Source organism: Promicromonospora sp. NPDC050249 (genome assembly GCF_040656015.1).
Taxonomy (GTDB): Bacteria; Actinomycetota; Actinomycetes; order Actinomycetales; family Cellulomonadaceae; genus Promicromonospora.
Map to the genome: position 1 here is coordinate 1 of NZ_JBFAKY010000010.1, position 12,198 is coordinate 12,198.

The window sequence follows — 12,198 nt, forward strand, 5'->3', positions numbered from 1 at the left end:
CGCTGTTGCTCGAGAACCAGAACGTGAAGTCGGTGTCGATGGTCGTGGTCAGCAGCGGCACCCTCGGCACGGCCAGCGGCAGCTGGGCGCCGCGCAGCTCGGCGAGCACGTCCGCGTCCGACATCCCGGCGACGGGACCGTCGGCCCAGTCCACCTCGAGCGCCCGGACGGCGTCCACGCACTGGCCGAACGTCTCGGCACGCACCGCCACGCCCGTCGGGATCTCGGCGACGTGCGTGACGCCGGGCATCGCCAGCACCGCCGCGGCGTTGCGCACCGCGCGGACCGTGCCGTTCAGCGTCGGCGGACGGCAGACCATCGTCGGCAGCGCGCCGGGCACGTCGAGGTCCATCGTGTACTTCTTGGCGCCGGTGACCGCCGCGCGGGCGTCGACGCGGCCGCGCGGCCTGCCGATCACCCGCATCTCGGACACGTCCTTGAGGTGCGTCCCGATGGCGGTGGTGCGCGCGACCCGCGCGGCCTCGGCCAGGTCGCCGTAGTCGATCCGGGTCCCGTCGGGCAGCACGACGGCGCCGCCGTCGGTCCGTAGGTCGCGCTCCGCGACGCCGGTCCGGGCCGACGCCGTGGTGAGCAGCCGCGTGCGCGCCGCCGCCGCCACGGTGCGCACCGGGAGGTAGGTCGAGTGCGTGGTGTTCGACCCGCCGGTGAGCTGGTTGAACAGCAGCTCGGGCCGCGCGTCCGCCAGGGTCACGTCCACCCGCTCGACCGGCAGGTCGAGCTCCTCGGCGATGAGCATCGCCGTCGACGTGGTGATGCCCTGACCGTTCTCCGAGCGGGGGAGCGCGAACCGCACGATCCCGTCGGTACCCAGCGTGAGCGTGATCAGCATCGAGGTGGGTGCCGCCGCGAGCGTCTGGGCCTCGGTGAGGTCCAGGAGCTCCGCGGGTCCGGGCAGCGACGGGACGACCGCCGGAGCGGTCGCCGCCCGTGCGGCGTCGGGCCTGGCGAGGTCGATCGCGATGGCGAGTGTTGGTGCGGCGACCAGGTAGGCGAGCGCCTGCCGACGGGAGACGCCCCGGGGCGCGGCCGTCCTGGTCTCGTTCGTGCTCGTCATCGAGTACTCCGAGGTCGACGGCCCGCGGTGCCCCCTCGCCCCGCGTACTGAACCGTGCTCAGCAGAGTAGGCCCCATCGGGGATGCCGTAAACCTGGGCGGGGGGAGATGATGGAACCGATCGCAGCGACGCGAGGAGGACCCCATGAAGGCAGCGGTTGGCGACCGGATAGTCACGGCCTCGGGAGTGGTCGGCGGCGTGGTGCGCGACGGCGTGGTGACCGAGTGTCCCCACGACGACGGCTCGCCGCCCTACCGGGTCAGGTGGTCCGACACGGGCGAGGAGACGCTCGTCTACCCCGGCTCCGACACGATCGTCGACGCCCAGGTCGAGGCAGGCTCGGACGAGTGGCGCGAGCAGCCGCGGCAGGCCAGGGCGCTCACCTGGGACGTGCGGATCACGGTGGTCGAGTCGGGCGGGAGCACGACGGCGGAGGCGACGGTGACGAACGGTCCGCCGGACGCGCTGCGCGCCGTCGGCCACGCGAGGAAGTCGCCGGGCGACGCGGAGGTGCCGCTGATCGGCGACGAGATCGCCGCGGGCCGGGCGCTGCGGCGGCTGGCGGACCGGCTGCTGGCCGTGGCCGAGCAGGACGTCTCGGCGGCGGTCGGGCACCGGGCGCACGTGCACCGCTAGGCGGGACGCGCCGCGAGCCGGGCTACGTCAGGATGCCCGAGGCGTCGAGCGCGTCCCGCACCTCGGCGTCGAGCCAGGGCACTATGCCCTCCCACGTGGTGCGCCACGAGATGCCGCTGATCTGGGTGCCGTCAGGGAACGTCTCGATGTAGTCGGCCTGGAGCACGCCGAAGCTGTCGCACCAGAACGCGTTGGCGGGGCTGCCGTCGAGGAGCTGGTCGATGCGCATCGCGGACGTCGAGATGCCGTCGGGCAGCAGGAGCGGCTGCGTGTCGGTGCGGACCAGCAGGGCCTGCCGCGTGCGTGTCGGGTCGGCGTCGTCGAGCTGGGTGTACTCGGCCCAGGCGCCGACCGTCGCGAGCTCCAGCACCAGCAGGTACCGCGCGAACGAGGGCACGCCGTCGCGCGCGCCGGGCGGCAGGTCCGCGCGTTCGAACGCGACATCGATGCCGCCGGGCTCGCGCTGCGTGGAGTAGCGCACCCAGTTGCGGATGTTGCCGTCGTACTCCACCCGCTGCCGGGCCCGCAGCACCACGTCGGGCGTCGGCCGCATGGCCAGCACCGAGTCGAGGATCCGCAGGCCGTCCGGGGACTGCGAGTCCCGGCGCACGAGAGCGCCGTCGGGCGTCGTCCCGTTGTTGCTCAGCGCGTGGATGTGCATGGTCGATTCTGGCGCCGGATGCCGCCACGACGCCAGGGCAGCGGGTGTGCTCCGCCCGGGGCGTCCCGGGTAGGTTGCGAGCATGAGCGAGCGCGTTGACGTGGAACAGCATCGGGCCGACGTCGCAGAGCTCCTCGCGGAGCTCGCCGACCGGCCCACCGAAGAGGTGCCCGTCGACCAGGGGGCGCTCGGGCGGGTGCTCGCGAGCGACGTCGTCGCCCCCGGGCCGCTGCCGCGCTTCCGCAACTCGCAGATGGACGGCTTCGCGGTCCGCGCGGCCGACGTCGCCTCGGCGGGGCCCGGCGCGCCCGTCACCCTGCCCGTCGTGGGGGACGTCGCCGCGGCGCCGGGCGAGCCCGCACCGCTGACGCCGGGCACCGCGGTCCGGATCATGACCGGCGCGCCGGTACCCGACGGCGCCGACGCGGTGGTCCCCGTCGAGGACACCGACCACGTGACGTTCAACGGCGTCCGCGACGACAGCGCCCATCACGACGGCGTCCACCACGGCTCCGCGGCGAAGGTCGAGATCGGCCGCGGTCGGGAAGCAGGTCAGTTCGTCCGGGAGCCCGGCTCCGACGTCGCCGAGGGCGCAGTGGTGCTGCGCGCCGGGACCGTGCTGGCGCCGCACCACGTGGCGGCCGCCGCGGCCTGCGGTATCGCGCGGCTGACGGTCAGCGTGCCGGTCTCGGTGGCCGTCGTGTCCACGGGGAGCGAGCTCGTCGCACCGGACGACGAGCCCGGACCCGGCCAGATCTGGGACGCCAACGGCCCGGCGCTCGCGGCCGCCGTCGTCGCTGCGGGCGGGCGGGTGGGCCTGCGCCTGACCCTCCCCGACGACCCCGAGGTCGTGCGCACGGGCCTGGAGCGCGCGGTGGCGCTGTGCGACCTCGTGCTCACGACCGGCGGCGTCAGCCAGGGTGCGTACGAGGTGGTCAAGGACGCGCTGCCGGAGGTCACGTTCCGCTCGGTGGCCATGCAGCCCGGCGGACCGCAGGGCCTCGGGCGGTTCGCGGGCGGGCCGGTGCTCGCCTTCCCGGGCAACCCGGTCAGCGCCCAGGTCTCGTTCGTCGTGTTCCTCCGCGACCTCCTGCGGCAGGCCGGCGGCCTCCCGCCCGTGCGGCAGGTCCCCGCGGTGCTCGACGCCGCGGTCGTCTCACCGGCCGGGAAGCGTCAGCTCCTGCGGGGCCGCTGGGTCGACGACGCCGCTGCCGGCGCGCGGGTCGCCGTCGTCGGCGGGCCGGGGTCGCACCTCGTGGCGTCGATGGCGGCCGCGGACGTGCTGATCGACGTCCCCGCTGCCGCGACTAGGCTCGACGAGGGTGCAGAGGTGACCACATGGCCGCTGTGACGCCGGGCCGGACACCGGCGCTCGACGGGCGCCCGGCACAGACGAGGGAGTGCTGATGGACCAGGTGGTGCGGGTGACGCAGGACGTGCTCGACGACGCCGTCGGGCGGGCCGTCGAGGCAGCGGTGGCCGCCCCCGAGTGCGGAGCCGTGGTGACGTTCCGTGGCGTGGTCCGCGACGACGACGGCGGCCGGGGCGTCACGAGCCTCGATTACGAGGCACACCCCGACGCGACCGCCGTCCTGCAAAAAGTGTGCCAGGCGGTGGCCGCCGAGACAGGGCTGCGGGTCGCGGCGACCCACCGGTTCGGGCACCTCGTGGTGGGGGACGTCGCGCTCGTGGCGTCGGCGTCGGCCGGTCACCGCAAGGAGGCGTTCGAGGCGTGCTCCCTGCTGGTCGAGCGCATCAAGGCAGAGGTGCCGATCTGGAAGAAGCAGCAGTTCACGGACGGCGAGTCCGAGTGGGTCGGCCTGTAGCGATCCGGCGCATCCGCGTGGCCGCCCGGCGCACGGTGTCGCTGCCGGGCATCCGGTCCGGCAGCAGCTCGGGGAGCCGGGCCGGGTGCATGCGCTGGGTCAGGTCCCGTGCCGACTGCAGCGTCAGGCTCGGCATCGACAGACCGGTCACGGTGAAGCTGGTCAGGCTGGGCACGCTCAGGTTGATGGCCGGTAGCCGCTGCATGCCGCGTCGCCAGATACGTTCCCGCACCGGCGGGGGCGGCACGTCGAGCTGGGCGTAGAACGTCTCGGCGCACGCCCGCCACGAGAAGAGCTCGGCGTACGCTCGCGTCTCCTCGCGTGAGCAGTCGAGTGCGGCCAGGCAGGCGGCCCGCAGGTCGTCGTCGACGGCACCCGCGCCGGACCCGGGGATGAGGTCGCGCGGGCCGGGCGCGTCGAAGCCGGCCACGGGGGTCCCCGACGCCATCGCCTCGAGGATGACCAGACCGAACGTGTCGGTGCGGCTCGGGAAGACCAGGACGTCGGCGTCGGCGAAGTGCTGCGCCAGGTCCTCGCCCGAACGGCGCCCCCGGAAGTGCGCGTCGGGGTGTTCCGCCTCCAGGTCGGCCCTGGCCGGTCCGTCGCCGACCACCACCTTCGAGCCCGGCAGGTCGAGGTCGAGGAACGCCTGGACGTTCTTCTCGACGGCCAGCCGCCCCACGTACAGGAAGACGGGTCCGGGCAGGTCGCCGTACACCCCGCGGCCCCGTCCGGGCTCTGCCGTCGCCGCCCGACGACGGGGGTGGAACTGCTCGGTGTCCACGCCGAGGCTCCACGGCGTCACGTTGCTGATGCGCCACCGGGTCAGCTGCGCGCGCATGGTCGGCGTCGTCACCAGCACGGCGCCGGACTTGCCGTGGAACGTGCGCATGTACCGGTACCCGGCCCAGAGCGGGATCCACGACCAGCGGGCGGTCAGGTACTCGGGGAACTGCGTGTGATAGCTGGACGTGAAGGGGAAGCCGAAGTGGTCGCAGACGGCGCGTGCGTACCAGCCGAGCGGACCTTCGGTGGCGATGTGCACGGCGTCGGGCGCGAACTCCAGGAACCGCCGCTCCACCTCGTCGCGCGCCATGATGGGCAGGCGGATCTCGGAGTAGGTGATCAGGGGGATGGTCCGGTAGCCGTCCCACGGCGTCACCATCTCGACGACACAGCCCATGCGGCGAAGCTCGGCGACCGTGCGGGAGAGCGCCGTGGCGACGCCGTTCACCTGCGGCTCCCAGGCGTCGGTCACGATCATGATGCGGTGCGGCCGTTCGGTCGCTGTACTCACGCCGAAATTCAACCACGCCGAAGCCCCTCGCCAAGCCGCAGGTCGCACGTGCACCCGCCCCTCGCCGAACCGCAGGTTGCGCGTGCGTACGTGCCTGCCTGCCTCCGCCGAACCGCAAGTTGCGCGTGCGTGCCTCCGCCGAACCGCAACTTGACCGTGCACCTGCTCGTCGAACCGAAACGACACGCCGAATGTGCGCGGTGCACCGGCGTGTCGTTGCGGTTCGACGAGCAGGTGCACGGCTATCTTGCGGTTCGGCCGCCCGAGCCTCCCCGGTGCACGGCTATCTTGCGGTTTGGCCGCCCGAGCCTCCCCGGTGCACGGCCATCTTGCGGTTCGGCCGCCCGAGCCTCCCCGGTCTAGAGCTAACTTGCGGTGCGGCCGTCCCGACTCTCCCCGGTGCACGGCCATCTTGCGGTTCGGCCGCCCCGAGCCACCCCGGCGTACGGCCAAGTTGCGGTTCGGCCGCCCGGATGCACCGCTAAGTTGCGGTTCGGCGGGACGGGGGCTCGGTCAGCCGCCGATGGCGCCCATGCTGCGCTCGGTCTGGGCGAAGGCGTCGGCCGCCAGCTCGACGGCGTCGCTGCCGTGTGCGCGGGGCTTGGCCCACATCGCCGCGCGCCAGGCGTCGCCCACCTCGTCGTCCGTGGCGCCGTTGCGGAGCAGGGCCTTGAGGTCCGTCTCCTCGTTGCCGAACAGGCACGAGCGGACGGTGCCCTCGGCGGTCAGGCGGGTGCGGTCGCACGCCCCGCAGAAGGACCGGGTCACCGACGCGATGATCCCGACGGTTGCCGGACCGTCGTCGACCAGCCACTCCTCGGCGGGGGCCGACGGGTCCTCGCGGCCGGCCGGCGTCAGCCTGAACCGCGACCCGAGCACGCCGAGCAGGTCAGCGGCGCTCACCACGTCGTCGCGCGTCCACTGCCCGTCGGCGTCGAGCGGCATCTCCTCGATGAAGCGCAGGTTGCAACCGTGCTCGACGGCCCACGCGAGCAGGTCGGCGGCGCCCGTCAGGGTCTCGGGCAGGAGCACCGCGTTGATCTTGACGGGTGCAAGGCCCGCGGCCAGCGCCGCGCGGATGCCCTTGAGCACGTCGTCGAGGCGGTCGCGGCGGGTCAGGGTCGCGAAGGCCTCCCGGTTGACGGTGTCGAGCGAGACGTTGACGCGGTCCAGCCCGGCCGCGACCAGCGCACCAACGCGCTTGTCCAGCCCGAGCGCGTTGGAGGTCATGGCGATGCGGACGCGTTCGGCCGACGTCGGCGCGCTCGCCGCCATCCCGTCGTCCGCCGCCGTCCGCGCCGCGCCGATGATCTCCTCCAGGTCGCGCCGCATGAGCGGCTCGCCGCCGGTGAACCGGATGTCGCGGATGCCGAGGTCGCGCACGCCGATGCCGACCAGCCGGCCGATCTCCTCCGGCGTCATCAGCTCGTCGCGTGGCACCAGCGGCAGGCCCTCGGCCGGCATGCAGTAGGTGCAGCGCAGCGAGCAGGCGGTGGTGATCGAGACCCGCAGGTCGCGTGCGACGCGCCCGTACCGGTCCACGAGCAGCGGTGTCGCGGGGCGCGGGCGGCCACCCGGCGTGGCAGCGCGCCGGGGCACGCCTCGCACCGACGGGACCCCGAGCGCAACAGCTGCCATGTCCAGAGGGTAGACCAGCACGAATCACCGGCCCCGGGGCTGCCTAGCATGTGGCGCATGACTGACAACCTCATCGCGGTAATCGGCCCGGGCGCGATCGGTGGCCTGGTCGCGGGCATGCTCCAGCAGGCGGGGCACGACGTCGTCGTGGTCGCCCGGGAGAAGACCGCGCGGCAGGTCACGGAGCACGGGCTCGACATCGAGACCGACGAGTTCGGGACGTGGCACGCCCCGCTGCGGGCCGCGACGGAGGTTCCCCGGGGTGCGCGCGTCGTCGTGGCGGTCAAGGCAGAGGGGGTGGCGGACGCCGCGGCGCTGCTCGCCGGCACCGCGCCCGTCGAGGTGCTGTCCCTGCTCAACGGCCTGGACCACCTCGACGTCCTGCGCTCGGCGCTGCCCGGCGTGCGGGTGGTCGGCGCCACCATCGCGGGCGAGACGCTGCGGACCGGCGCGGGCGGCTTCGGCCCTGCCCTGGTCCGGCACCGCGGCACGCTGCTGCGGGCGGTCGTCCCCGACGACGCCGCGGAGCTCGGCCTGGTCGCCGCCCTGCGGGACACCCCGATCGAGGTGCTCACCGGCGGGACCGAGGCCGAGGTGCTGTGGAAGAAGCTGCGCTTCCTCGCGCCGCTCGCGTTGCTGACCTCGGCCTGGGGCACGGGCATCGGGGACGCGCTGACCCGCGACCCGCGCCTGACCACCGGGCTGCTGGCCGAGATCGCGGCGACGGCCACCGCCGAGGGCGTGCCGACCACCGGCGAGGACCTCCGGGGCATCCTGAGCGGGTTCCCGGCCCTCATGCGGTCGTCGCTCCAGGCTGACATCGAGGCGGGGCACGAGGGTGAGCTCGACGCCATCGGCGGGGCGGTGCGCCGTCGGGCGGCGTCCCACGACATCCCGACCTCGCACCTGGACGAGGCGATCACCAAGATCTCGGCCCGGGTAACCAGCCCCACGAGCCAGCCCTGACCCTGGCGAAGTAGAACCGCAGCGAAGTAGAACCGCAGCGAGATAGAACCGCAGCACAGGCTGCGGTTCTATCTCGCCCTGGTTCTGTCTCGCTGCAGTTCTGTCTCGGCAGAACGACCTGTCTGCTCAGCGGATCCGGCTCGTCGATGGGGTCCCGACCACCAGCGGGGCTACCGTCACCCTGTCGATGTCCGGGGCCCAGGCCGTCGGGTTGCCGAGCCTCAGCTCGTCCGTACCCGTGGTCAGCGTGACCGGGATGGTCCGCTGCCAGAAGCTGTGCCACGAGTACGTGTACCGGAAGTACGCGGAGCCGACGGGCGCCGCGTCGTCGCCCTCGGTGACCACCACCTGCCGGTCGACCACCTGCGGGTTGTAGTCGTGCTCCCCGGAGGTCTCGGCGTTCGCGTAGTGGACCACCACGTCGTAGTCACCGGGAGCGTCGAAGCCGGCACCGCGCGGGACGGCGATGTGGTTACCGTTCCCCTGGCCGACCCACCCCACGTACCTGCCCCCGGAGGCGTTGGTGCCCGACGACGGGTCCAGGCTCACCACAGCGGCGTCGCCGCGCAGGGTCAGGTCCTCGGCCTCGAACGTCGACGCCGCGGCGTCGCCCTCGGCTGCCCGGGTGACGGTCACCGACTTCACGCGGGCGCCGCGACCGGACCGTAGCTCGAGCTCGTTGATCCCCTCGTTGAGGTGGGCGCGGACGGTGGTGCGGCGGTGGCCGCCGTTCGGGACCCGTACGTCCGCGAGGACCCGGCCCCCGAGCTCCAGCCGCAGGTCCGAGGCCCCGCCGGTCTGGTAGTCGACGGCGACGTCGTAGTAGCCCGTCTCCATGGCGGTGAGGTACGCGTCGGCCCGCTGGCCCTGACCTGACACGGCGCCGAAGCCCCGCGTGCCGGACTGCCAGCTCAGGCCCGCGCCGCCGTAGTACCGCAGGGTGCTGGCGGGGTACGTGGTCGGCTCACCGTCGGTGACGTCGGTCAGCAGGAACTTGTCGAGCGTGATGTCCGAGTTCGGCAGGACCTGGCTGCCGTCCCGGCTCGCCCGGACGGACAGGACGTGGGTGCCCTTCGTGAGCTCCACCGCGACCTCCGTGCTGCCGCGGTACTGCCACCGGGCCGTGTCGGTCAGAGCCAGGTCGGCCGTGTACTGGATGTCGTCGCGGTGCGAACCGTCGACGAACAGCGCGTGCCTGCCGGGCTTGCCCGGTGTGGCGCCGATGACCTGGAACCGGTACGTGCCGGTGCGGGGCACGGTGACCGTCCAGTCAGCGCCCGACGTCGGCTGGTTGAACGACCCGACGTCCTCCCCGCCCGAGGCGAGGAACTTCCAGCCGCCGGAACCCTGCGGGTCCTGGGCGTAGGTCCGGGCCGCCGTGAGCTGGGTGTCCTCGGCCTCGATGCTCGTCGTCCAGACGGGGTCCACCGTCACCACGCGGTCCTGCGCGGGGGTGACCACCACCTGGTAGGCGGCGTAGCGGTCGTAGGTCGGCACGGTGAGGGCCAGCGTGCCGTTGCTCGCCACGCGCGCACCGTCGACGGCGTGGACGACGCGCGGCGTGCCCGCCAGGCCCTCGGCCCCGGTGAACGTGACCTCGCGGACCTCGACGTCGACCGACTGGCCGAACACTCCGCGCGAGAGCCCGCGCAGGTCGAGGCGGACGTCGGAGTCGGTGCCGCCGTACAGGACGGTCGCCCGGCGGTTGGCCGCGTCGATCGCGCCGATGCCCTGCAGGGTGTCGGCGACGTCCAGCTCGGGCGGCGTCACCCGGACGGTCTGGGAGCCGGCCAGGTCGCCGTACCACTTGAACAGCCACCAGCCGCCGTTGGCGCCGTTGGGCCGGGCGCTGTTGTCGGAGAAGTTGCCTGCGTAGTTCCAGTAGGCGGTCTGCGAGTCGACCTTGGCGTCCTCGAACATGGAGAACCACTGGATGAGCTGGCCGGGCACGCCCATGTCGCGCAGCATGCCGTACTCGGTGATGTTGACGTGGATCGGCGCGACGCCCAGCTCGCGCTCGAGCGCGCGGTAGTCCGCGAAGTGCGACCGGAACGTCGCGAGGTTCTCGATGCCGAGCTCGTGCCAGATGAAGACGTCGGGCAGCACGTCGTTCTGCTTCGCGAAGGTGAGGAAGTCCCGCGACCGCTCGGGCTGCCAGCGCGCGTCGCCGGGGCCGCCGATCCGGGCGGGCGCCAGCCCGTGGCGGGCGTAGACCTCCTGGATCTTGTCGTGGACCGCCTTCCAGTCGGAGAGGAAGGTGTCACGCAGGTTCGGCCAGTTCTGGTACCAGATGCCGTCCGGCTCGTTGAACGGGATGAACAGGTACTCCTCGGGGTGGTCGGACTGCGTGGCGACCACCTCCACCATGAGCTCGACGACCTCGAGGTAGTCCCACACGCCGTTGGGCTCCTCGACGTACTCCCCGGTGGCCTGGTCGTAGGTACGCACGTCGCCCACGCGCACCCCGCGGTGGTACGGCCAGTCGGGGTAGTGGTCCTGGATGTAGATCGCGAGCTCCTGGCCGTGCTTGGCGAAGAAGCCGTCCTCGACCTTGAGGATGTCCCCGCTCGGGTGCTGCGTCCCGAACGGCGGCTTCTGCGAGGAGTTGGTGATGTGCGCGCCGTTGATGAGCGCCTGTGTGGGCACGCCCTCGTCGCCGAACCCGTAGAGCGTGCCGGTGGCACCACCCCGGAAGTCCCCGGTCGTCGCCCCGAAGTCCACCGTGAGGCTGTCGGGTTCGGCAGCCGCAGGCTGCGCGACCGTGAGTGTTGCCGCTATCAGGGCTGTCACCGCGATACCGCTCCATCCTCGTCGCTGTCGGGACCACTGCCAGGATCGCTGACGGGGCGTCCGCCGCGATCGGTTCTGATCTGCGCTATCAGGAATGCTCACCTGTATTCCACTCCTTCGTGGATCGGGACCGGGATCGCGTCAGGGACGCGGTGCCGGACTATGAAAGCGCTAATCATCCGGGTTTGGCAAGAGCGCCCTCCGGCGGCGGCGGGGTTTCGACGTAGCCTGGCCCCGTGGAACCTGACCGCCCGATGAAGCCGCCTGTCATCGCCGACGTCGCGCGCGTCGCCGGTGTCTCCGTCCCCACCGTCTCCCGCGTGCTCAGCGGCTCGGTGCCGGTAGGGCCCGAACGCCGCGCGCGCGTGATGGCGGCCATCAAGGAGCTGGGCTTCCGGCCCAACGGGGCCGCCCGGGCGCTCGCGACGGGCGGGCAGCCCATGATCGCCGTGTTCGCCGGGGACACGACCCGGTACGGCTACGCCTCGACGCTCCAGGGCATCGAGGAGGCCGCACGTCAGGCCGGCTACATGGTCGTCATCTCCGTGGTCGAGACCGACGACAAGCGCACGGTCGACGCCGCGATCGACCACGCCCTCGGCCAGCCGATGGCCGGCGCCATAGTGCTCGAGTACGACCCCCCGGGTGTCGCGGCGCTCGCCGCGATCCCGCCGTGGCTGCCCGTCGTCGCCGCGGCCTCGGGCCGGCCGGCGGACGAGCAGGTGGCGCACGCGTTCATGGACGACCGCTTCGCTGCCGCCCGCGCGACCAAGCACCTGCTCGAGATCGGGCACCGCACCGTGCACCACGTGGCGATCCCGTCCCCCGGCCGGCCGAGCGCCCGTCTGCTGGGCTGGCGCGACGCGCTCACGGAGGCGGGCGCCCCGGTCCCGCCCGTGCTGTACGCCGACTGGTCGCCGGACTCCGGCTACGACGCGGGCACCCGGCTCGCCCTCCAGCCCGAGGTGACGGCGGTGCTCTGCGGCAACGACGAGCTCGCGATGGGCCTGACCAAGGGCCTGGCCGACGCCGGCAGGAGCGTGCCCGGGGCGGTGAGCGTCATCGGGTTCGACGACCACCCGCTCAGCCACCTGTGGACGCCGCCGCTGACCACGGTGCGCCAGGACTTCGTCCGGCTCGGGCAGAAGGCGTTCCAGCTGCTCAATGCCCAGATCGACAGCGGGAACGTCCCGGCATCGGTGCGCTTTGTCCCCGATCTGATCCTGCGCTCCTCTGCCGCGCCGCGTGCTGGCAGAGCGGTCGGCGCCCGCTGAAAGCGGTTGCGACGCGCTAACTCCCTGAAACGAGT

The 12,198-nt window shown here is 72.9% G+C and carries 10 protein-coding genes; 5 read left to right on the forward strand and 5 right to left on the reverse strand.

Annotated features, from left to right (window positions below; genetic code table 11):
• The coding region (locus AB0I32_RS10080; protein ID WP_357505402.1) for a molybdopterin cofactor-binding domain-containing protein at positions 1-1,075 on the reverse strand (1,075 nt) is incomplete at its 3' end.
• 144 nt (positions 1,076-1,219) lie between these two features.
• Here AB0I32_RS10080 and AB0I32_RS10085 point away from each other — a divergent pair.
• Positions 1,220-1,711: a dsRBD fold-containing protein gene (locus AB0I32_RS10085; RefSeq protein WP_357505405.1), complete on the forward strand. Its 492-nt coding sequence runs from the start codon at positions 1,220-1,222 to the stop codon at positions 1,709-1,711.
• A 22-nt stretch (positions 1,712-1,733) separates the two neighbouring features.
• Here AB0I32_RS10085 and AB0I32_RS10090 read toward each other — a convergent pair whose 3' ends face one another.
• On the reverse strand, positions 1,734-2,372 hold the full coding sequence (locus AB0I32_RS10090) for a hypothetical protein (protein WP_357505406.1): 639 nt from the start codon (positions 2,370-2,372) through the stop codon (positions 1,734-1,736).
• 82 nt (positions 2,373-2,454) lie between these two features.
• Between AB0I32_RS10090 and glp the strand changes: the two genes are divergently transcribed.
• Together glp and AB0I32_RS10100 are read left to right on the forward strand one after the other, a co-directional pair.
• Positions 2,455-3,723 carry a gephyrin-like molybdotransferase Glp gene (glp, locus tag AB0I32_RS10095; protein WP_357505408.1) on the forward strand — a complete coding sequence of 423 codons (1,269 nt, stop codon included), beginning with the start codon at positions 2,455-2,457 and terminating at the stop codon, positions 3,721-3,723.
• 55 nt (positions 3,724-3,778) lie between these two features.
• Positions 3,779-4,198 carry a molybdenum cofactor biosynthesis protein MoaE gene (locus tag AB0I32_RS10100; RefSeq protein WP_357505410.1) on the forward strand — a complete coding sequence of 140 codons (420 nt, stop codon included), beginning with the start codon at positions 3,779-3,781 and terminating at the stop codon, positions 4,196-4,198.
• Here the strand turns inward: AB0I32_RS10100 and AB0I32_RS10105 are convergent.
• Both AB0I32_RS10105 and moaA read right to left on the reverse strand, forming a co-directional pair.
• Positions 4,164-5,495 carry a glycosyltransferase family 1 protein gene (locus AB0I32_RS10105; RefSeq protein ID WP_357505412.1) on the reverse strand — a complete coding sequence of 444 codons (1,332 nt, stop codon included), beginning with the start codon at positions 5,493-5,495 and terminating at the stop codon, positions 4,164-4,166. The two genes, AB0I32_RS10100 and AB0I32_RS10105, sit on opposite strands and share 35 nt — an antisense overlap.
• A 513-nt stretch (positions 5,496-6,008) precedes the next feature.
• A complete protein-coding gene (gene moaA / locus AB0I32_RS10110; RefSeq protein ID WP_357505414.1) occupies positions 6,009-7,133 on the reverse strand; it encodes a GTP 3',8-cyclase MoaA in 1,125 nt (374 codons plus the stop codon).
• Between the two features lie 57 nt (positions 7,134-7,190).
• Here moaA and AB0I32_RS10115 point away from each other — a divergent pair, with 57 nt between their 5' ends.
• The gene (locus AB0I32_RS10115) at positions 7,191-8,099 is read left to right on the forward strand and encodes a 2-dehydropantoate 2-reductase N-terminal domain-containing protein (protein ID WP_357505416.1); all 909 of its coding nucleotides are present in this window, start codon (positions 7,191-7,193) and stop codon (positions 8,097-8,099) included.
• A 126-nt stretch (positions 8,100-8,225) separates the two neighbouring features.
• Here AB0I32_RS10115 and AB0I32_RS10120 read toward each other — a convergent pair whose 3' ends face one another.
• Positions 8,226-10,889 carry a hypothetical protein gene (locus tag AB0I32_RS10120; protein WP_357505419.1) on the reverse strand — a complete coding sequence of 888 codons (2,664 nt, stop codon included), beginning with the start codon at positions 10,887-10,889 and terminating at the stop codon, positions 8,226-8,228.
• A 236-nt stretch (positions 10,890-11,125) separates the two neighbouring features.
• On the opposite strand from AB0I32_RS10120, the gene AB0I32_RS10125 reads away from it, so the two are divergent.
• Positions 11,126-12,163, forward strand: a complete 1,038-nt coding sequence (locus AB0I32_RS10125) for a LacI family DNA-binding transcriptional regulator (protein WP_357505421.1) — start codon at positions 11,126-11,128, stop codon at positions 12,161-12,163.
• Positions 12,164-12,198 lie beyond the last annotated feature (35 nt).

Coding starts and splice junctions, on each gene's coding strand:
- AB0I32_RS10090 (WP_357505406.1), bottom strand. CDS start 2,372: ATGCACATCCACGCGCTGAGCAACAACGGGACGACGCCCGACGGCGCT.
- AB0I32_RS10085 (WP_357505405.1), top strand. CDS start 1,220: ATGAAGGCAGCGGTTGGCGACCGGATAGTCACGGCCTCGGGAGTGGTC.
- AB0I32_RS10115 (WP_357505416.1), top strand. CDS start 7,191: ATGACTGACAACCTCATCGCGGTAATCGGCCCGGGCGCGATCGGTGGC.
- moaA (WP_357505414.1), bottom strand. CDS start 7,133: ATGGCAGCTGTTGCGCTCGGGGTCCCGTCGGTGCGAGGCGTGCCCCGG.
- AB0I32_RS10100 (WP_357505410.1), top strand. CDS start 3,779: ATGGACCAGGTGGTGCGGGTGACGCAGGACGTGCTCGACGACGCCGTC.
- glp (WP_357505408.1), top strand. CDS start 2,455: ATGAGCGAGCGCGTTGACGTGGAACAGCATCGGGCCGACGTCGCAGAG.